Annotated in this window: 20 protein-coding genes; 12 read left to right on the forward strand and 8 right to left on the reverse strand. The window is 60.1% G+C overall.

What is annotated here, in order from left to right:
• Positions 1-4 precede the first annotated feature (4 nt).
• Positions 5-397, forward strand: coding sequence for a DUF3301 domain-containing protein (locus tag ACLEJU_RS08470; RefSeq protein WP_435421827.1), 393 nt, complete (start codon positions 5-7; stop codon positions 395-397).
• A 141-nt stretch (positions 398-538) separates the two neighbouring features.
• Here ACLEJU_RS08470 and ACLEJU_RS08475 read toward each other — a convergent pair whose 3' ends face one another.
• From ACLEJU_RS08475 to zigA, 3 genes are read right to left on the reverse strand one after another with little or no spacing between them, the layout of a single operon-like run.
• The gene (locus ACLEJU_RS08475; RefSeq protein ID WP_435421828.1) at positions 539-1,510 is read right to left on the reverse strand and encodes a CobW family GTP-binding protein; all 972 of its coding nucleotides are present in this window, start codon (positions 1,508-1,510) and stop codon (positions 539-541) included.
• A 39-nt stretch (positions 1,511-1,549) separates the two neighbouring features.
• Positions 1,550-2,176, reverse strand: coding sequence for a DUF1826 domain-containing protein (locus tag ACLEJU_RS08480; protein WP_435421829.1), 627 nt, complete (start codon positions 2,174-2,176; stop codon positions 1,550-1,552).
• A complete protein-coding gene (zigA, locus tag ACLEJU_RS08485) occupies positions 2,173-3,381 on the reverse strand; it encodes a zinc metallochaperone GTPase ZigA (protein WP_435421830.1) in 1,209 nt (402 codons plus the stop codon). The genes ACLEJU_RS08480 and zigA overlap by 4 nt, the downstream gene beginning before the upstream one ends.
• Before the next feature lie 112 nt (positions 3,382-3,493).
• On the opposite strand from zigA, the gene ACLEJU_RS08490 reads away from it, so the two are divergent.
• A complete protein-coding gene (locus tag ACLEJU_RS08490) occupies positions 3,494-3,871 on the forward strand; it encodes a glutamine synthetase (protein WP_435421831.1) in 378 nt (125 codons plus the stop codon).
• 21 nt (positions 3,872-3,892) lie between these two features.
• Positions 3,893-4,780 carry a GTP cyclohydrolase FolE2 gene (folE2, locus tag ACLEJU_RS08495; protein ID WP_435421832.1) on the forward strand — a complete coding sequence of 296 codons (888 nt, stop codon included), beginning with the start codon at positions 3,893-3,895 and terminating at the stop codon, positions 4,778-4,780.
• A 3-nt stretch (positions 4,781-4,783) separates the two neighbouring features.
• Here folE2 and ACLEJU_RS08500 read toward each other — a convergent pair whose 3' ends face one another.
• A complete protein-coding gene (locus ACLEJU_RS08500) occupies positions 4,784-5,311 on the reverse strand; it encodes a DUF3617 domain-containing protein (protein ID WP_435421833.1) in 528 nt (175 codons plus the stop codon).
• Positions 5,312-5,441: 130 nt separating this feature from the next.
• On the opposite strand from ACLEJU_RS08500, the gene cls reads away from it, so the two are divergent.
• Complete coding sequence (gene cls / locus ACLEJU_RS08505) at positions 5,442-6,881, forward strand: cardiolipin synthase (protein WP_435421834.1); 1,440 nt, start codon at positions 5,442-5,444, stop codon at positions 6,879-6,881.
• A gap of 47 nt (positions 6,882-6,928) precedes the next feature.
• Here cls and cfaB read toward each other — a convergent pair whose 3' ends face one another.
• Complete coding sequence (gene cfaB, locus ACLEJU_RS08510) at positions 6,929-8,113, reverse strand: C17 cyclopropane fatty acid synthase CfaB (RefSeq protein ID WP_435421835.1); 1,185 nt, start codon at positions 8,111-8,113, stop codon at positions 6,929-6,931.
• Between the two features lie 219 nt (positions 8,114-8,332).
• On the opposite strand from cfaB, the gene lpdA reads away from it, so the two are divergent.
• Both lpdA and ACLEJU_RS08520 read left to right on the forward strand, forming a co-directional pair.
• Positions 8,333-9,733 carry a dihydrolipoyl dehydrogenase gene (gene lpdA, locus ACLEJU_RS08515; RefSeq protein WP_435421836.1) on the forward strand — a complete coding sequence of 467 codons (1,401 nt, stop codon included), beginning with the start codon at positions 8,333-8,335 and terminating at the stop codon, positions 9,731-9,733.
• A gap of 73 nt (positions 9,734-9,806) precedes the next feature.
• A complete protein-coding gene (locus tag ACLEJU_RS08520; protein ID WP_435421837.1) occupies positions 9,807-10,715 on the forward strand; it encodes a LysR family transcriptional regulator in 909 nt (302 codons plus the stop codon).
• Here ACLEJU_RS08520 and ACLEJU_RS08525 read toward each other — a convergent pair.
• Both ACLEJU_RS08525 and ACLEJU_RS08530 read right to left on the reverse strand, forming a co-directional pair.
• Positions 10,701-11,471, reverse strand: a complete 771-nt coding sequence (locus ACLEJU_RS08525; protein ID WP_435421838.1) for a substrate-binding domain-containing protein — start codon at positions 11,469-11,471, stop codon at positions 10,701-10,703. The two genes, ACLEJU_RS08520 and ACLEJU_RS08525, sit on opposite strands and share 15 nt — an antisense overlap.
• The gene (locus tag ACLEJU_RS08530; RefSeq protein ID WP_435421839.1) at positions 11,468-12,766 is read right to left on the reverse strand and encodes an MFS transporter; all 1,299 of its coding nucleotides are present in this window, start codon (positions 12,764-12,766) and stop codon (positions 11,468-11,470) included. The genes ACLEJU_RS08525 and ACLEJU_RS08530 overlap by 4 nt, the downstream gene beginning before the upstream one ends.
• A gap of 327 nt (positions 12,767-13,093) precedes the next feature.
• Between ACLEJU_RS08530 and ACLEJU_RS08535 the strand changes: the two genes are divergently transcribed.
• A complete protein-coding gene (locus tag ACLEJU_RS08535; RefSeq protein ID WP_435421840.1) occupies positions 13,094-13,528 on the forward strand; it encodes a DoxX family protein in 435 nt (144 codons plus the stop codon).
• 847 nt (positions 13,529-14,375) lie between these two features.
• On the opposite strand, the gene arsN2 is transcribed toward ACLEJU_RS08535, so the two are convergent.
• Positions 14,376-14,825 carry an arsenic resistance N-acetyltransferase ArsN2 gene (gene arsN2 / locus ACLEJU_RS08540; protein WP_023048556.1) on the reverse strand — a complete coding sequence of 150 codons (450 nt, stop codon included), beginning with the start codon at positions 14,823-14,825 and terminating at the stop codon, positions 14,376-14,378.
• Between the two features lie 177 nt (positions 14,826-15,002).
• Here arsN2 and ACLEJU_RS08545 point away from each other — a divergent pair, with 177 nt between their 5' ends.
• The 5 genes from ACLEJU_RS08545 to ACLEJU_RS08565 are packed head-to-tail and all read left to right on the forward strand — an operon-like array spanning position 15,003 to position 18,402.
• Positions 15,003-15,359: a metalloregulator ArsR/SmtB family transcription factor gene (locus ACLEJU_RS08545; RefSeq protein ID WP_049695271.1), complete on the forward strand. Its 357-nt coding sequence runs from the start codon at positions 15,003-15,005 to the stop codon at positions 15,357-15,359.
• Between the two features lie 29 nt (positions 15,360-15,388).
• Positions 15,389-16,672, forward strand: coding sequence for an arsenic transporter (locus ACLEJU_RS08550; RefSeq protein WP_049695270.1), 1,284 nt, complete (start codon positions 15,389-15,391; stop codon positions 16,670-16,672).
• Between the two features lie 14 nt (positions 16,673-16,686).
• Entirely contained in the window at positions 16,687-17,157 is a 471-nt protein-coding gene (locus ACLEJU_RS08555) for an arsenate reductase ArsC (protein ID WP_023048558.1), read from the forward strand.
• Positions 17,158-17,180: 23 nt separating this feature from the next.
• Positions 17,181-17,894 carry an arsenical resistance protein ArsH gene (arsH, locus tag ACLEJU_RS08560; protein WP_023048559.1) on the forward strand — a complete coding sequence of 238 codons (714 nt, stop codon included), beginning with the start codon at positions 17,181-17,183 and terminating at the stop codon, positions 17,892-17,894.
• A 4-nt stretch (positions 17,895-17,898) separates the two neighbouring features.
• Positions 17,899-18,402: a cyclin-dependent kinase inhibitor 3 family protein gene (locus ACLEJU_RS08565; RefSeq protein ID WP_080992800.1), complete on the forward strand. Its 504-nt coding sequence runs from the start codon at positions 17,899-17,901 to the stop codon at positions 18,400-18,402.
• Positions 18,403-18,427: the final 25 nt, after the last annotated feature.

Consider the following 18,427-nt stretch of genomic DNA (forward strand, 5'->3'; position numbering starts at 1 on the left):
GTAAATGTTGACCCTGGAGAATCTCTTCGTCCTGATGTTGTTGGCCACGGCAGGCGCTTGGTTATGGCACAACCATGGGCTGCGCGAGAAGGCCCTGGAGCGGGTCAAACAGCACTGCACAAAGCTCGACCTGGAACTGCTGGATGACGCCGTTGCGCTCAAACGCATTGCGTTCATCCGCGATTCCAACGGCCGCAAGCGCCTGGCCCGGGTCTATGCCTTCGAGTTCACCGTGACCGGGGAGCAACGCCACCCTGGTACCGTGACCCAGTTCGGCGCCCACAGCGCACAGATCGAACTGGCACCCTACCCGTTCGAGATAAAGACGCCGCCACGGGCTGACAATGTGATCGAGATGCAGCAGTGGCGCCAGGAGCACAACCGCTGGCGCAACTGAACCCTGGCTGATCGTTGTAGGAGCGGCCTTGCCGAGGCGTCGGACCGGTCGGAAAGGGCTGCAAAGCAGCCCCAGCAATTTATGTGTTTGCGCTGAAACTCTGGGGCCGCGTTGCGGCCCTTTCGCAACACAAGGCCGCTCCTACAAGATCACGCATTCAGCCAGAGCAGCTTGTAGCAGGTGCTCTGGCTGCGCCTGCTCGAAGATCAGCTCGATGCGCGAGTCCTTGCGCCACGCGCTTGGCTGCCACTGCGGCAAGTCACCTTCCAGCCCATTGAATGACTGCCATCCATCGACACTGTGGATAACTCCCTTGGCGCGCCGCCATGGCCAGGCCGCGAGAAATGCCCGCAAGCGCTGTGGCTCGAATCGCTGACTTGGGTGCCAGCGCCAGCCGATGCTCCAACCCCCCTCGCCCTCCTGCGCCGAATAAATCGGCTGAGAAGAATCTATCCACAGGGCTGAAGGTGCTGTTGATAAACTTGCCTCAGGCAAACTATTCACAGATCTGTCACTGATTTGCCTTGTGGATGAAACAGGCAGCATTTTCAGTTCGACCCAGCCCTGCCGGGTCCAAATCTTGTGGATATTTAAAAACTCATTATTTATCAACAACTTAATATCTTCATCCACAGCGTCTGCCTTGTTCAGCAGAACCAGCGCTGCCGCCTGCAAGGCCTCTTGCTGAGCCTCTGGTAGCGGCTCATCTCGGGCCAGTGCATGAGCATCCAGTACCATCACCAACGGCTGCACCGCCAGCACTCCCACCCAGGGTGCCTGCTGCAACTGATGAAGCAATTGCACAGGATGACCAAGCCCGGAAGGCTCGATGAACAACCGGTCGGGCCGTGCCTTGCGCAGTAGGCGACCAAGCCCGACCTGGAACGGTGTGCCGTTCACGCAGCACAGGCAGCCACCGGCCACCTCGCCGATGGCGATACCGTCCTCGTCACGGCTGAGCAAAGCCGCATCGAGACCGACCTGACCAAATTCATTGACCAGCACGGCCCAGCGTTCATTGGCCGGGCGCTGGGCCATCAGCTGGCGGATCAGGCTGGTCTTGCCGGCTCCCAGGGGACCGGCGATGACGTGGGTGGGGATGTTCTGCAGCATGCCAGGACTTCTATGGGGAATTCACCCCACTATGCCCCGTCATGCCAGCCAGTCAAGGCTGAGCAACAGTCGTCGCTGCTCACCGGCTGGCGAGCGGTGGATAAGTCCCGCGCCTTCATTGCCCAGCCATTTTTCCCCTTTGAGGACAGCCACCTCTCCCGCCTGCAAGGTGCGAATGTTATCCACAGGTGCCGGCGCCAGATGCAGGCCAACCCGCTCTACTGCGCCCTCTTCCAGCCATTCGCTGCCAGGCCCCACGTAAGTGGTCAACAGGCGCAAGGGCACGTTATCCACATGGAAGCGCGGACACATGGCACCTTGCAGCACTCGCAACCGCAGCCCCACCCGCCGTGCACCGAGCAGGCAGGTGTAGGCGGATACCAGCCACTTCACGTCGGCAACAAACCCCTCGTAGCCATGCAGGTCGGCAGCCTCCTGTAACAAGCCAGGCAATAACGGTGGCTCGTGCTCGTTCACATCGAGTACACGCTGGTCAGCCAGGGACTGTCCGCGGCTCACTACCAAGGCAGCAAAGTCCTCCACCTGTGCTGGCAAACGGCGCTGCCAGACGGCCAGGTTCACGCCATCCTGAAAGATCTCGGTGAGCACCTTTGGCGATTCCGCAAAGGCCTGGCGGATATCCACAGGGCGCAACGCCAGGCTCATGCTGCTTCCTCGACATGCCAGGGGCCAAAAGGATCCGGCAGGCGAAGCCAGCCCATCGGCCCGAGCTCCATTTCCTCATCGCTCAGGAGACAGGCATCCAACTCTGTGGATAACCGAGCGAAGTCGATGTTCTGCCCGATGAATACCAGCTCCTGACGGCAGTCACCTGTTTCGACGTCCCAGTGCTTGAGAATGTCTGCTGTGCTCTGCTCATCCTGCGGCCAGTGTTCCCGTGGAACAAAACGCCACCAACGCCCGGCCAGGCCATGGCGCATCATTCCGCCGGCCTGCGACCAGCTGCCGGCTTCCTGAAATTTGCTGGCCAGCCAGAAAAAGCCCTTGGAGCGAAGCAGCCGACCGTTGCTCCAGCTGTTGTGGATAAAGTCGAAGAAGCGTTGCGGGTGCAGTGGCCGGCGTGCCTCCCAAGTGGTCGCCGCGATGCCGTACTCCTCGGTTTCCGGTATGTGCGCACCGCGCAACTCCTGCAGCCAACCTGGCGACTGCGCAGCCTGGTCGAAGTCGAACAGCCCGGTATCGAGAATCCGCGCCAGCGGCACCTGGCCCATGACCATCGGTACGATCTGCGCGCGGGCATTGAGGCTGCGCAAAATGGCGGTGAGTTCTTCGCGCTCGTGCTGGCTGATCAGGTCGATCTTGCTGAGCAGCAGCACATCGGCGAACTCGACCTGTTCGATCAACAGATCGCTGATGGAACGCTCATCGTCCTCACCCAGCGTCTCGCCACGGCTGGCAAGGCTGTCGGCTTGCTGATAGTCGCGCAGGAAGTTCAGGCCATCGACCACGGTGACCATGGTGTCCAGGCGCGCCATGTCGGACAGGCTACGGCCTTGCTCATCGCGGAAGGTGAAGGTCTCGGCAACCGGCAGCGGCTCCGAGATACCGGTGGACTCGATCAGCAAATAGTCAAAGCGGCCTTCCTCAGCCAGTCGCGCGACTTCCTCCAGCAGGTCTTCACGCAGGGTGCAGCAGATGCAGCCGTTGCTCATCTCGACCAGTTTTTCTTCTGCTCGGTTGAGGCTGACGTTGCGCTGCACTTCGCTGGCGTCGATGTTGATTTCACTCATGTCGTTGACGATCACCGCGACCCGAAGGTTGTCGCGATTACGCAGCACATGGTTGAGCAAGGTGCTCTTGCCGGCGCCGAGGAAGCCGGAAAGCACGGTAACAGGGAGACGATTGGACATGGTGAAACCTCTTCAGGCGGACGCACTCGAAACGATGCATTGCATAATGTTATAAAGTAACAATACAATTTCGCCAAGCTGTACTCGTCGGAAGGGTACTTCGGAGATGGAAATGAGCCTGTCACGTGCTGCCCTGTTGCTGCTGCTCGCGCCTCTGCCAGCCCAGGCAGTGGCACAAGGCAGTTCGCTCGCGCTGTGTACTCGTAGCGCAACGCTGCTCGCCTGCCAAGATGGCAAAGGCAGTTACTACAGCGTGCGCACCGAAGGCAGCTATCTCTACCTGCGCGGCTTCGACACGACGACGCGTCGGCTCTGGTCGCAAACCAGCAGCCGCTATGGCGCACTGACGTTCTTCACCGGTTTGGCCAGCGATGGTGAAGCCTGGTTCGGCTACAGCCGCCGTGTTGGCTGGACCACGTTCAATCGCGTGTCCAGCTCCAGTGGCCAACGCTTCAACTTGCATTGCAGCCTGGTCGGCGGATGCCGCTGACCCTTTTGACTGGTGTCCCCCATGACTAGCCTGACGCTTCCCGACATTGCCGCACAGACCCAAGAGCACACCGTCCCACTGGATTGGGTCGGCATGTGTGGCATCGCCTCACCCATCCAGCTCGATGGTCGTCAAGTGCCGGCCATGGCCAATGCCGGTGTCAGCCTCGTGGATGGCACTTCGCGGGGCATTCATATGTCTCGCCTCTACCTCGCACTGGAATCGCTTGAACAGCAGCAATTGACGCCATTGGCTATTCGCCATCTTCTGGCGGACTTTATCGCCAGCCACGAAGGGCTTTCCAACGCCGCTTATCTCAACCTGGCTTTCGAGCACTTGCTGAAACGACCTGCCTTGATCAGCCCACTCGCAGGTTGGAAGAGCTACCCGATCACCCTCGAAGCGAAGATAGAAAATGAAATGTTCCACGTGGAACTATCAGTTCGTGTGCCTTACTCCTCGACCTGCCCCTGCTCGGCAGCGCTGGCAAGGCAACTGATTCAACAGCAGTTCGCTGCTGATTTCTCTGGGCAGCACCTGGAGCGCAGCGCGGTACTGGAGTGGTTGGGCAGCAGCCAGGGCATCGTCGCAACGCCGCATAGTCAGCGCAGCCAGGCGCTGATCAGCGTGCGCCTGCAAGACAATCTGGAGTCGTTACCCATAATCGAATTGATCAACCAGATTGAGGCCAGCCTGGGTACCGCTGTGCAGACCGCCGTAAAGCGTGCAGACGAACAGGCGTTCGCCTTGGCCAATGGGCAGAACCTGATGTTCTGTGAGGACGCTGCCCGGCGACTGCATCGGTCGCTGCGGCAGTTGCAGTGGGCCACCGCGTTCAAGCTACGCGTGGAACATGCAGAGAGCCTGCATGCCCACGATGCGGTAGCGAGCAGCCAATGGCGGTGGTGAAACTCAGGTACGGGGCTTGACTGTTCCACAGTCGTTGCCAAGCCATACGGCCCGGGTGTTCATGCTGCCCTGCTGCTGAACGCCCGAGGCATTGAAGGTGCCGTTCACCTGCGTGGTGAATTCCTTGTCGCTGAGGAAAGTCGCCTGGCCAGTACCTTGGGCTTTCGGGCAGCTGAACTGGAACTTCCAGACATTGCCGGTGCGGTCGGTAATTTTCTGGGTACAACCAGACTTCGGGTCCTGCAACGGAATATCGTTGGTCTGGACCTGCTCAGGTGTCAGGCACGAACGCACACCGTTGCCACCAATCGTGACGCCCTGCTTGGCCAGCACCCCTTCCATCATGGCCCGCTGCTCCGGTGGCAGGTTCTTCAACTGCCCGAGCATGAACTGCATATCGGGTAACGGCTTGCCATCGACCTGCATGTTGCTGGTAGTCAGCTCCCACAAACCAGGCTGCAACATCTGCGCATGCACCAGTGGGCTGCTCAGGCCCAGGGCCAGAGCCAACATTGGCAGACGAATCTTCATGTACGAACGCTCCTCGAAAAACCGGCCAACGGGCCGGGCTCAGCCTTAGACGCCAAATCCGCTTTCAGGTTGCAAGGCGGACGTGGAACGTGTTCTGTTATCCGCTGTGTATTCGGCAAGCAGGATGTGTATGGATTACCACAGCCCCTACTTTTTCGGCTACGTGCTCGGCCTGATTCATCTGCTCGGCATGATCGCCGCATTGCATGCAGTGTTCACCGTGCGTACCGCCCAAGGCGCAATTGCCTGGGCCATGTCGCTGTTCTTCATTCCCTACTTCACGCTGATTCCCTACCTGATTTTTGGTGCGCGATCCTTCTACGCCTACATCCAGGCCAGGCGCCAGGCCAACCAGGAAATGCACGTGGCCATGGCCAACCTCAACTGGCGGCCGTGGGTTGAGGAAGCCCTCACCGCCCGAGAGTCGGAAAGCTACGCCGCCTTGCGTGCCATGCCGAAGCTCGGGCGAATGCCTTGCCTGGCCAATAACCAAGTGAAGCTGCTGATCAATGGCAAAGCCACTTTTGACGCCATCTTCGCCGCCATCGAGCAGGCACGCGAAGCGGTACTGGTGCAGTTTTTCATCATCCACGACGACGCCCTTGGCAATGATCTGCAGCAGTTGTTACTGCGCAAGGCGGCCGAGGGGGTGAAGGTGTTCGTGCTGTATGACCGTGTCGGCAGCCATGCCCTACCCGCCAGCTACAGCCAGGTACTGCGCGATGGCGGTGTGCAGATCCATGCCTTCGCTACCCGCCGCGGGTGGTTCAACCGCTTCCAGGTCAACTTCCGCAACCACCGCAAGATCGTCGTGGTCGATGGCCTGCTCGGCTTCATCGGTGGGCATAACGTAGGGGACGAGTACCTCGGCAAGAATCCACACCTCTCACCTTGGCGCGATACCCATGTGCAAATCAGCGGGCCGGTGCTGGCTTGCCTGCAGGAATCGTTCGCCGAAGACTGGTACTGGGCCACGCGCCAGCTCCCACCTTTGATCCTGCCGGACACCTACCCCGACAACGGCGTGCTCTGCCAAGCCCTGGCCAGTGGCCCGGCAGACCCGCAGGAAACCTGTTCGCTGTTCTTCATCGAAGCCATCCATTCAGCGAGCAAACGGGTATGGATCACCAGCCCTTACTTCATTCCGGATGAAGCCGTGTTCGCCGCCTTGCGCCTGGCGGTGTTGCGCGGGGTGGATGTGCGCGTGCTGATCCCGTCTCGGCCCGATCACAAGATCGTCTATGCGGCCTCCAGCCTGTTCGCGTTCGAGGCGGTACGGGCAGGGGTGAGGATGTTCCGTTATCAGCCTGGCTTCCTGCACCAGAAGGTGGTGCTGGTGGATGACGAGGTCAGCGCGATCGGCAGCGCCAACCTGGACAACCGCTCATTCCGGCTCAATTTCGAGATCACCTTGCTCACGGTGGACCGCCCGTTCGCCGACCAGGTGGAAGCGATGCTGCTGGGAGACTTCGAACAAGCGCTCGAGATCACCGCCGAAGACAGCCGCGATACCCATCGTGTCCAGCAATTGGGGATGCGCATAGCGCGCCTGATTTCACCCATCCTCTGAACGAAGAAAGGGCCGCTTATGCGGCCCTTTCTTCGTTCAGAGGATGATCAGCGATAAAGGTCTTCCCGCGTCCACGGCAGATCATGGTGCCCATCGGCATACGGCTTCACGGCCAGAATCTGATGCAGGTTGATCCAGCCCTTCTGGAAGGCATAGGCACAGCCGGCCAGGTACAAGCGCCAGATTCGCAGGGTCTTATCCGGCACCAGCGCCGCTGCCTTGTGCAACTGGTTCTCCAGGTTTTCGCTCCAGTGATGCAGCGTCTTGGCGTAGTGCAGGCGCAGGCTCTCCACGTCAACCACCTCCAACCCCGCTTCACAGATGCTGGCAGTGATCATCGACAGGTGCGGCAGCTCGCCATTGGGGAACACATATCGGTCGATGAAGTCACCCGCTCCTCGCCCGACCGGGCGGCCATCAATGTGCTTGGCAGTGATGCCATGGTTCATCACCAGGCCACCTTCGCGCACCGCACCGAACAGCTTCTGGCAATACAGGGGCAGGTTGGCATGGCCAACGTGCTCGAACATGCCAACACTTACGACCTTGTCGAAACGACCATCCTGGGGCAAGTCGCGGTAGTCGAGAATCTGCAGGTCGACCCGCTCGGCCAAGCCTTCGGCCTTGACCCGTTGGCGTCCGAGTTTCAGCTGTTCCTTGCTCAAGGTGATGCCGAACACCTTGGCGCCATATTCGCGTGCGGCAAAACGCGACAACCCGCCCCAGCCGCAGCCCACGTCCAGCAGATAGTCACCGGCATCCAGGCGGAGCTTGCGACACAAGTGGTCGAACTTGTCCTGCTGGGCCTGATCGAGGGTATTGTCCGGCTCGCGGAAGTAGGCGCAGGAATACGCCAAGTCCTGATCCAGCCACAGCTGGTAGAACTCATTGGACACATCATAGTGGTAGGAAATGGACTGGGCGTCGGTGCTCTTGTCGTGGGCCAGACGCTGCGGCGGAGCTTCGTCCTCGTCGGTCAGCAGTGCTTCGCTGAGTTCGTCGCACACGCGGATGGCTTCACCGATGTCGCCTTCCAGCTCCAGCTTGCCCTCAACGAACGCGGTGCCCAGCTGGTCCATGCTTGGATGCGTCAACTGAGCGATCAGCTGTGGGTCCTTGACCAGGATGGTGACCTGCGGGCTTGGGCCCAGATCGAACTGGTTGCCGTCCCACAGTTTAAACCGCAGTGGCAGATGAAGGCTTTGCAACGCCGGTGGAAGTTGAGCAAGCATGAACACTCCTCCTATCCCTATAAGGCCACGACGCCTGATATTTCGAACGTCGCCGGAACAGAGTAGTTCATTCGTGGGAGGTTTCCTCCAGATCAGACCTAAACGCGACCAAGGTCTAGAACCAACTGATCTGATGAAAGCAATGGATTGTATACAATCCATCCTTCTCAGCTTAACCTTATGCCCCTCTCGCGCTTCCTCATCTGGAGTACAAAACCCATGAAATCCTATGACGTGGTGATCATCGGCGGCGGCCCTGGCGGCTACAACGCAGCGATCCGCGCTGGCCAACTGGGCCTGAGCGTTGCCTGCGTGGAAGGTCGTTCGACCCTCGGTGGCACCTGCCTCAACGTCGGTTGCATGCCGTCCAAAGCGTTGCTGCACGCCTCCGAGCTTTACGAAGCGGCCAGCGGCGAAGAGTTCGCCCATCTCGGCATCGAAGTGAAGCCGACGCTCAACCTCGCCCAGATGATGAAACAGAAGGACGAGAGCGTGACCGGCCTGACCAAGGGCATCGAATACCTGTTCCGTAAGAACAAGGTTGACTGGATCAAAGGCTGGGGCCGCCTGGATGGGGTCGGCAAGGTCATCGTCAAGGCCGAAGATGGCAGCGAGACCACACTGCAAGCCAAGGACATCGTCATCGCCACAGGCTCCGAGCCCACTCCCCTGCCCGGCGTGACCATCGACAACCAGCGCATCATCGACTCCACCGGTGCCCTGGCCCTGCCGCAGGTACCCAAGCATTTGGTGGTGATCGGCGCGGGCGTCATCGGCCTGGAACTGGGTTCGGTATGGCGCCGCCTGGGTGCACAGGTCACCGTCATCGAGTACCTCGACCGCATCTGCCCGGGCACCGATGAAGAAACTGCCAAGACCCTGCAGAAAGCCTTGGCCAAGCAAGGCATGGCCTTCAAGCTGGGTAGCAAGGTCACCCAGGCGAAGACTGAAGCCGAAGGTGTCAGCCTGACCCTGGAGCCGGCAGCTGGTGGTGTCGCCGAAACCCTTCAGGCCGACTACGTGCTGGTCGCGATCGGCCGGCGCCCTTACACCAAGGGCTTGAACCTTGAGAGCGTAGGGCTGGAAACCGACAAGCGCGGCATGCTGAGCAACGAGCACCATCGCACCTCTGTCCCAGGCGTGTGGGTGATCGGCGACGTCACTTCCGGCCCGATGCTGGCGCACAAAGCCGAGGACGAAGCGGTCGCCTGCATCGAGCGCATCGCTGGCAAGCCGCATGAGGTGAACTACAACCTGATCCCCGGCGTGATCTACACCCGTCCGGAACTGGCTACCGTCGGCAAGACCGAAGAGCAGCTGAAGGCCGAAGGCCGCGCCTACAAGGTCGGCAAGTTCCCCTTCACCGCCAACAGCCGCGCCAAGATCAACCACGAGACCGAAGGCTTCGCCAAGGTCATCGCCGACGCCAACACCGATGAGGTCCTCGGCGTGCACCTGGTCGGCCCGAGCGTCAGCGAGATGATTGGCGAATTCTGCGTGGCCATGGAGTTCGCCGCCTCGGCTGAAGACATTGCGCTGATCTGCCACCCGCACCCGACCCGCTCCGAAGCCCTGCGCCAGGCCGCGATGAACGTGCACGGCATGGCCATGCAGATCTGACCCAGCTGGCTCCGCCGGTTTTTTCGAAATACCATTGATGCACGCTTTCGATCAAACCAGCGGAGCCCACCGGGTGAGCATCAACTTCGATCTGAACGACCTACAGGCTTTCCGCGCTGTCGTCGAGCAAGGCAGCTTCCGCCGCGCCGCCGATACCATTCGCATTACCCAGTCGGCGTTGAGCCGGCGCATCGAAAAACTCGAGTCGGCACTGGGCGTGAAGCTGCTCGAACGCACCACGCGCAAGGTGTCGCTGACCAATGTCGGGCGCGCCTTCCTGCCCCAGGTCGAACGCCTGCTGGACGACCTGGACCTGGCGCTGCTCAGCGTCGGTGATGGAGGCTCGCTGCGCACCGGCACCCTGACCATCGCTTGCGTGCCGTCAGCTGCCTACTACTTCATGCCCCACGCGATCCGCGCCTTCCATTCGCAGTATCCGAAAGTTCGGATCAACCTGTACGACGCCTCCGCCAACGAAGTCAGCGCCGCCGTTGCCTCCGGTGAAGCGGACTTTGGCCTGAGCTTCACTGGCAACCTCGCCCCGGAGATCGAGTTCAGCGTCCTGCTCGAGGAGCGCTATGTCATCGCCTGCCGCCAGGATCACCCGCTTGCCAAACTGGACAAGGTGACCTGGGCACAAGCCTACGAGCATGACTACATCACCCTGGGCAAATCGTCAGGCAACCGTCTGGTACTGGATCGGGCGCTGGCTGGGATGCAGGTCAGCAAGGAGAGTGTGTGCGAAGCCAGGCATGTGACCACCCTGCTCGGCCTGATCGAAGCGGGCCTGGGTATCGCGGCGGTGCCATCGATCGCACTGCCGATGACCCCGCATCCGATCCTGGCCAGCATTGCACTGGTGGAACCGGAGGTCAGCCGCAAGATGGGCCTGCTCAAGCGCCGCGGCCGCACACTGACACCGGCGGCACTTGAGATGGTCAGGTTGATTCGCGAACTGCCAGGCGTATTACCGGGCGACTGAATCCAGCCCGGTGGCGCGCACGGCAGGCTGCACATCGGGCGACGCGAGGTAGTTCAGCAGCTGCTTCGCCTCGGCCGGGTGCTCGGCGGTTTTCGGGATGCCAGCGGCAAAGCGAGTCACCGACTGCAGGCTTTCCGGGATCTTGCCAACGTAAGTGACACCCGGCACAGGCAGCAGCTCGGCAACCTGCTGGAAGCCAAGCTGATAGGTGCCCTTGGCTACCTGCGAGGCCACCGGAATACGCTCCACCATGGTGCTCTTGCCGATCAGCTGGTCCTGGATACCCAGCTTCTTGTACAGCTCCTTCTCGATGTACACGCCGCTGGCGCTGTCGGAGTAGGCCACCGACTGTGCCGCCAGCAAGGTCTGCTTCAATTCGTCAGCAGTGCCGATGGCAGGTTTGGCCTGCCCTTCCCGGACCACCAGGCCAATGCGCGAGTCCGCCAGCTCCACCCGCGATGCCGGGTCGACCTTGCCCTGACGGATCAGCTCGTCCAGTGCATAGCCGACCATGATCACCACATCCGCGTGCTCGCCACGAGCGAGGCGATTGGGGATCGCCTCGGGGGCCTTGCCCATGGACGGACCCAGTACGGTGACCAGGGTATCGCCGCTCTGCGCCGCATACTGCGGCGCCAGCTGCTTGTAGGCGGCGGTGAAGCCGCCCGAGGTCATCACGGTCAGTTCGGCAGCCTGGGCAAGGCTGCAGCCAGCGAGCAACGTAGCTGCCAGCAACGCTTTCAACGCAGCCCTCATGCGGCCACCGCTGCGCGGTTGGCCAGGCGGCGATAGAGCATCCAGGTGGCGACGAATGCACAGAGCGCGGCAAACATCATCCAGTAGGCCGGTGCGGCCTTGTCATTGGTGACGTGGATCATCCAGGTAGAGATCGCCGGGGTGAAACCACCGAACAGTGCGGTCGCCAGGCTATAGGCCAGCGAGAAACCTGCCACCCGCACTTCCACCGGCATGATTTCGGTCAGCGCCGGGATCATCGCACCGTTGTACATGCCGTACAGGAACGAGAACCACAGCAGCACTTCGAGCATGTGGCCAAAGGTCGGCGACTGGGCCAGATAGGTCAGCGCAGGATAAGCGGTGATCACGGTCATCAGCGACATGGCCAGCAGCAGCGGCTTGCGCCCGAGGCGGTCGCTGAGCGTGCCGCCGATGGGCAGCCAGATGAAGTTCGACACCGCCGTCAGCAAGGTCACCAGCAGTGCATCACCGGTACTCAACTGAAGCACTGTCTTGCCAAAGGTCGGAGCGTACACGGTGATCATGTAGAAGGCCGTGGTGGTCATGGCCACCATCAGCATGCCGAACAGCACTACGCCGGAGTTGGCTGCCAGCGTCGCCAGCACCTGCTTCATGGTAGGGCGATGCTCGCGGGCGGCGAACTCCTCGGTTTCCTGCAGGTTGCGCCGCAGCAGGAAGATCACCGGGATGATCATGCAGCCCACACCGAACGGCACGCGCCAGCCCCACTGGGCAATCTCGGCGGCAGACAGCCATTCGTTCAGCGCAAAGCCCAGCGCGGCGGCGACGACGATCGCAACCTGCTGGCTGGCGGACTGCCAGCTGGCGTAGAAGCCCTTGTGTCCAGGCGTTGCCATTTCGGCCAGGTAGACCGATACACCGCCCAGCTCAGCACCCGCCGAGAAGCCTTGCAGCAAGCGCCCGATCAGCACCAGCGCCGGGGCCAATAGCCCGATGCTGGCGTAGCCGGGCACCAGCACGATCAGCAAGGTCCCGCTGGCCATGATCGCCAGGGTGACGATCAGTCCTTTGCGTCGGCCTACGTCATCAATGTACGCACCCAGGATCACCGCACCCAGCGGGCGCATGAGGAAGCCTGCGCCAAACACGGCGAAGGTCATCATCAATGAGGCGAATTCATTGGACGCGGGGAAGAAGGCCCCCGCGATGTGCGTGGCGTAGAAGCCGAACAGGAAAAAGTCGAACTGTTCGAGGAAGTTTCCGGACGTAACCCGGAAGACCATACCGGCCTTGGACTTGCCCTCGGGCACCGAGCGTGACGGCAGACTCATGGTGGATCTCCAGCGTTTCTTAATAATTGTAAGTGCTTATTTCTGGAATGATCGTCGAAAGCGGGGCTGGAGATAATCGTTCATTTTTCATTAATTGATGCACGGATGCGATCAATGAAGTGCGTATTACGGCTTCATGAGCAAGGAGTACGCACAATTCGGCGCTTTGATGGCTTTATGAATTGTCCCAACCAACGGAACAATTATTCACTTTTTAGCCTAATTGTCTTGACCTATCTTCCGCTTCAGAATGGCCTCCATACCGCAGACAACGCCACCGAGCACAGCGCGGTGAGCCATTCGAACTCAAGCATCAGGAGCTACAAGATGAACAATTTCAAAGGTACAACTGCAGCCGTCGGTCGTGTATTGCTGGCCGTGCTGTTCCTGCTCAGCGGCTTCAGCAAGCTGACTTCGCCAGAGGGCACCATCGCCTACATCGAATCGAGCGGCCTGCCCTTCCCGGTACTGAGCTACCTGGCGGCACTGGGTGTTGAACTCGGCCTCGCGGCACTGCTGATCATCGGCTTTCAGACCCGCATCGTCGCGGTGGTCATGGCGCTGTTCACCGTGATGGCCGCCTTCGCCTTCCACAACAACCTGGCGGACCAAGGGCAGTTCATCAACTTCTTCAAGAACATCTCGATTGCAGGCGGCCTTTTGCAGATTGCAGCGTTTGGCGGTGGTGCACTGAGCGTGGATGCGCTGATCGGCAACAGCAAAGCGCGGGCGGCAGGGAAGACTGTACTGAAAGCAGCTTGAACCTGACTGATCGCACAAATGAAAAGCCCCGGCTACCAGCCGGGGCTTTCGCTTGTGCTCAAGTTTCACGTGCTGGAGGCCTTATGCTATCTCTTTCAACTAGCAGGGGCCCCTGTGGGAGCGGCTTCAGCCGCGAACACCGGCAAAACTGTGCCATCCACCGCGTCACTTGCTTCGCGGCTAAAGCCGCTCCCACAGCGCTCGCGAAGCTCGCTCCCTGCTCGACAGCACATTAGCCATGCGTGGCCCAGAGCAGTTGAGTTTTTAGACGTTTAGACGTAATAGCTTGTGACCATGTTGATGAAGGGAACCGCTGGCGACTCCCTTCTGTTGCCGATTAATAAACTTTGTCACAAAGTCTCTTGCATTTCGCGGCCTAGCGAGGAGGCTGCTTCTAGGGAAGCAAAAATAAAGGTTGTCACAAAGCATAATTTTTCAAAATTTCTCGGGCTTTTTCGTTTAATAAAGGTTGTCACAGCAAAGGTTCAGCCAGAAAAAATCACAGGAAGGACCCCGTGCTAAAACCCCAAAAAAATTATGATGGTATCTTTTTGGGGCGTGGTAACCGGTGCGAGCGCTCCTGGCTGGGAGCCCCCTACAAATCGTTGGGTTGGGCATGGATTTCTCTGAGATACATCTTGGAGGGGTTGCTGCTTTTCCGAGCGCAGACGCGCCAACCAGACTGACTGTTTTCCGCTACCAGGCAGGTTTAAAACCGTCCAAGGATACGCCTGTATCCTCACTCATGAAGTCGCTCAATCATGCCGGGCCCAGGGCTCGCCATCTTCAGGGCGCCGCAGGACTCAGTGAAATTCGTGGAGGCGAGTTCCCTGAGGTGACACCGAGTTCATGTCGCCAGATCCTTCACCATATAGACCGCAGAGGTCGGACAAAGGCTCTTGAACTCCTCCGAACTGGAAATTGCCTTTGGGGCTTGAGATCGGTCTCTGTGCTCATATCCCCGAGCCTCGAAGAAGTCGGGTGCTGTTGTGGTCAGCAGATGAAGGCTCTGGGCTCCGTCAGCTTCCGCTATTCGCTCAAGTGCTCTGAGCAGCAGGGTACCGATCCCTGACTTTCGCTGGGCCGGTACGACAACCAGTGAGCGAATCAGACGAGTCCGGCCAGTTCCTTCAATGCCCCCGTATCCCAGCTCCGTTTCTCCCCGATGAAAGGAATAGAACATTCGGTCGGGCTGCAAAAGGTCTTGGGTCGGCAAGCCCGCTGCAGTCAGATGCGCAGCCAGGCCTTGGATTTGATCGGTACCAAGCAATCGGACAGAGATATCAGACTGGTTCATTGGGGACTCTGGGGATGGTATCGACGGCCAGTATAGGGCCCAAAGCGAGGGCTTTTTCCAGTTTTATGACGTCCCGTAAGGCGAGGCGAGTGTAAATATCTGCTTTACCGTATATTCGAATTGGCATATATTCGGATTTCCAGATATTGGCCGTACACGCATTCCCCAGGAGGTCACATGCGGGAAACACTGACTCCCCCCATCGTTTTCAAATGCCTGGCTGATGACACCCGGGCCCGGATGACCCTGCTGATCGCCCGTGAAGGCGAACTCTGTGTCTGCGAACTTACCCACGCGCTGGAGCTGAGCCAGCCGAAGATCTCCCGGCATCTTGCCCAGTTGCGCGAGGCTGGAATCCTGATGGATCGCCGCAAGGGTCAATGGGTGTACTACCGACTGCACCCCGAACTGCCGCAGTGGGTGGACGCGATGCTGAAGGGAGTGGTCGATGCCAACCAGGAATGGTTGAGCCCCGATGCATTGCGCCTTGCCGAAATGGGCGAGCGGCCGCAGAGCCCTGTTGCTTGTGCTTGAGAATTCCCTTCGCTGATTGAGTTGTAGTCATGCTGATCGCATTTTTGATTTTCCTGGTGACGATCGTTCTCGTCATCTGGCAGCCCAAAGGCCTGGGCGTGGGCTGGAGCGCCGCACTGGGGGCCGTCGTGGCGCTGCTGGCGGGCGTCGTGAGCCTGTCCGATATTCCCGTGGTCTGGCAGATCGTCTGGAACGCTACCGCCACTTTCATCGCCGTCATCATCATCAGCCTGCTGCTGGATGAGGCGGGGTTCTTCGAGTGGGCGGCATTGCACGTGGCCCGCTGGGGCAATGGCAGCAGCCGCAAGCTGTTCGCCTTCATCATCCTGCTGGGCGCCGCCGTCTCGGCGCTGTTCGCTAACGACGGTGCGGCACTGATCCTGACCCCGATCGTCATCGCCATGCTGCTGGCCCTGCGCTTCTCCCCGGCGGCGACGCTGGCATTCGTCATGGCGGCGGGCTTCATCGCCGATACCGCGAGCTTGCCGCTGGTGGTGTCCAACCTGGTGAACATCGTTTCCGCCGACTACTTTGGCATTGGCTTCAGCGAATACGCCTCGGTCATGGTGCCGGTGAACCTGGTCAGCATCGCCGCCACCCTGGGAATGCTGCTGTGGTTCTTCCGCAAGGACCTGCCGCGTACCTATGAACTCGACCAACTGAAGGCTCCCGAAGCCGCTATCCGCGACAAGGCGACGTTCGTTGCCGGCTGGTGGGTGCTTGCGCTGTTGCTGGTTGGCTTCTTCGCCATCGAGCCGCTGGGCGTTCCGATCAGCGCCATCGCTGCTGCCTGTGCGCTGATCCTCTACCTGATCGCCGCGCGTGGGCACGTGATTTCAACCCGCAAGGTGCTCAAGGACGCGCCTTGGCAGGTCGTGGTGTTCTCGCTTGGCATGTACCTTGTGGTGTATGGCCTGCGTAACGCCGGCCTCACCGACTACCTGACGCAGATCCTCAATGTCTTCGCTGGCTACGGAATCTGGGGCGCATCCCTCGGGACGGGGCTGCTCGCCGCTGGCCTGTCGTCGGTCATGAACAACATGCCCACTGTGTTGGTAGGGGCCTTGTCGATCCATTCCGCCGAGGCCACCGGCATCGTGCGCGAGGCCATGATCTACGCCAACGTCATCGGCTGTGACCTCGGTCCGAAAATCACCCCCATCGGCAGCCTGGCCACCTTGCTGTGGCTACACGTGCTGGCCCGCAAGAACATCGTCATCACCTGGGGTTACTACTTCCGCACCGGCATCGTCCTGACGCTGCCGATCCTGCTTGCCACCTTGGCCGCATTGGCCATCCGCCTGAGCTTTTGAACCGGAGATACCTGATGAAAGTCTTGTTCATGTGCACCCACAACAGCTGCCGCAGCATCCTGTCCGAGGCGCTGTTCAATCACCTGGCCCCAGAGGGTATGGAAGCTGTGAGCTCGGGCAGCTTCCCAAGCGGCAAGGTCAATGAGCGGGCACTGAATACCCTGGAAGCCGCCGGTATCCCCACCGCAGGTCTTTCAAGCAAGGCCTCGGATGCCTTCGAGAGCTCTCCTCCCGACATCGTTGTCACCGTGTGCGACCGCGCTGCCGGCGAAGCCTGCCCGATCTTCTTCGGTCCATCGCTCAAAGCCCACTGGGGCCTGGCCGACCCTTCGGCGGTCACCGGGAGTGAGGCAGAAATCGAAGAAGCCTTCCAGACAACACTTGCGAAGATTGATGAGCGCGTGCGCGCCTTCATTGCGCTGCCTTTCTCGCAACTGAGCCAGGACGAACTGAAAGCCGAACTTGCCCGCATCGGCGCGCTGTAGGCCCTGGATCAATGGAGACCGAAATGAACGACCACCTGCCCAATGTCCAACCAGAACTTATTGATCTGCCGTCGCTGGAGCGGCTGGCGCCGAAGGATCCTTCCACACACAAACCGCGCATCCTGCTGCTGTACGGATCGACCCGCGAACGCTCATTCAGCCGCTTGATGGTCCAGGAGGCTGCGCGCCTGCTGGAAGAGTTCGGCGCCGAAACCCGAATCTTTGATCCTTCCGGCCTACCGCTGCCGGATGACGCTCCGGACTCTCACGAGAAGGTGCTGGAACTCCGCGAGCTGATGCAATGGTCCGAGGGCCAGGTGTGGTGCTCGCCCGAGCGTCACGGCTCAATGAGTGCTGTCTTCAAGGCGCAGATCGATTGGGTACCGCTGGCCATGGGCGCGGTTCGCCCAACCCAGGGCAAGACCCTCGCGGTGATGCAGGTATGTGGAGGCTCGCAGTCCTTTAACGTGGTGAACCAACTGCGCGTGCTTGGCCGCTGGATGCGTATGTTTACCATCCCGAACCAGTCGTCGGTGCCGAAAGCCTTCCTGGAGTTCGATGAAGCCGGGCGCATGAAGCCGTCTTCTTTCTACGATCGACTGGTCGACGTGATGGAGGAACTGACCAAGTTCACGCTCCTGTTGCGTGATCGCCAGGATTATTTGGTAGACCGCTACTCCGAGCGCAAAGAGTCGGCGGAAGAACTATCCAAGCGAGTCAATATTCGGTCTATCTGAGGTCATGAGCATGTCGCATCCTTACTCATTGAAATCGTTGCCCCATGCTCCGGGTGTGCTGATTTTTACGCCTTGTCCGGGCACCCAGACCAGCGGTCTCGCTGAAAGCCTGGATACGCTCAAGAAGGCCGGTGCCGTGGCGCTGGTTACGCTGATGTCGGACGCAGAGCTTCAGGAAAACGGAGTTGCCCAGCTTGGCGTCGCGGCCAAGCAGCATGGGTTGGAGTGGTACCAACTGCCGATCAAGGATGATCATGCTCCGGATAAAAACTTCGAGGTCGGGCTGGGAGAGATCCGCCACCAGTTGAACGCTTTGCTCGCATCCAACAAGGCCCTGGCCATCCACTGCAAGGGCGGCTCCGGCCGCACCGGGCTGTTCGCTGCCCGTCTGCTGATCGAGTCCGGAATGCCGCGCCGCGAGGCGATTGCATGGGTGCAGGATCTTCGCCCACGGGCGATTCAGAAGCCTGCGCACATCAACTACATCAACCAGTTCGGCGAAGGCTGAGCGCTCCAGCCAGACAGGAGAAACC

This window comes from Pseudomonas sp. SMN11, assembly GCF_052041945.1.
In the GTDB taxonomy this organism is placed as follows: Bacteria; Pseudomonadota; Gammaproteobacteria; order Pseudomonadales; family Pseudomonadaceae; genus Aquipseudomonas.

What these genes read in the sequence shown, in the direction of transcription:
- ACLEJU_RS08470 (WP_435421827.1), top strand. Translation starts at nt 5, where the DNA reads ATGTTGACCCTGGAGAATCTCTTCGTCCTGATGTTGTTGGCCACGGCA.
- ACLEJU_RS08475 (WP_435421828.1), bottom strand. Translation starts at nt 1,510, where the DNA reads ATGCTGCAGAACATCCCCACCCACGTCATCGCCGGTCCCCTGGGAGCC.
- ACLEJU_RS08480 (WP_435421829.1), bottom strand. Translation starts at nt 2,176, where the DNA reads ATGAGCCTGGCGTTGCGCCCTGTGGATATCCGCCAGGCCTTTGCGGAA.
- zigA (WP_435421830.1), bottom strand. Translation starts at nt 3,381, where the DNA reads ATGTCCAATCGTCTCCCTGTTACCGTGCTTTCCGGCTTCCTCGGCGCC.
- ACLEJU_RS08490 (WP_435421831.1), top strand. Translation starts at nt 3,494, where the DNA reads ATGAGCCTGTCACGTGCTGCCCTGTTGCTGCTGCTCGCGCCTCTGCCA.
- folE2 (WP_435421832.1), top strand. Translation starts at nt 3,893, where the DNA reads ATGACTAGCCTGACGCTTCCCGACATTGCCGCACAGACCCAAGAGCAC.
- ACLEJU_RS08500 (WP_435421833.1), bottom strand. Translation starts at nt 5,311, where the DNA reads ATGAAGATTCGTCTGCCAATGTTGGCTCTGGCCCTGGGCCTGAGCAGC.
- cls (WP_435421834.1), top strand. Translation starts at nt 5,442, where the DNA reads ATGGATTACCACAGCCCCTACTTTTTCGGCTACGTGCTCGGCCTGATT.
- cfaB (WP_435421835.1), bottom strand. Translation starts at nt 8,113, where the DNA reads ATGCTTGCTCAACTTCCACCGGCGTTGCAAAGCCTTCATCTGCCACTG.
- lpdA (WP_435421836.1), top strand. Translation starts at nt 8,333, where the DNA reads ATGAAATCCTATGACGTGGTGATCATCGGCGGCGGCCCTGGCGGCTAC.
- ACLEJU_RS08525 (WP_435421838.1), bottom strand. Translation starts at nt 11,471, where the DNA reads ATGAGGGCTGCGTTGAAAGCGTTGCTGGCAGCTACGTTGCTCGCTGGC.
- ACLEJU_RS08530 (WP_435421839.1), bottom strand. Translation starts at nt 12,766, where the DNA reads ATGAGTCTGCCGTCACGCTCGGTGCCCGAGGGCAAGTCCAAGGCCGGT.
- ACLEJU_RS08535 (WP_435421840.1), top strand. Translation starts at nt 13,094, where the DNA reads ATGAACAATTTCAAAGGTACAACTGCAGCCGTCGGTCGTGTATTGCTG.
- arsN2 (WP_023048556.1), bottom strand. Translation starts at nt 14,825, where the DNA reads ATGAACCAGTCTGATATCTCTGTCCGATTGCTTGGTACCGATCAAATC.
- ACLEJU_RS08545 (WP_049695271.1), top strand. Translation starts at nt 15,003, where the DNA reads ATGCGGGAAACACTGACTCCCCCCATCGTTTTCAAATGCCTGGCTGAT.
- ACLEJU_RS08550 (WP_049695270.1), top strand. Translation starts at nt 15,389, where the DNA reads ATGCTGATCGCATTTTTGATTTTCCTGGTGACGATCGTTCTCGTCATC.
- ACLEJU_RS08555 (WP_023048558.1), top strand. Translation starts at nt 16,687, where the DNA reads ATGAAAGTCTTGTTCATGTGCACCCACAACAGCTGCCGCAGCATCCTG.
- arsH (WP_023048559.1), top strand. Translation starts at nt 17,181, where the DNA reads ATGAACGACCACCTGCCCAATGTCCAACCAGAACTTATTGATCTGCCG.
- ACLEJU_RS08565 (WP_080992800.1), top strand. Translation starts at nt 17,899, where the DNA reads ATGAGCATGTCGCATCCTTACTCATTGAAATCGTTGCCCCATGCTCCG.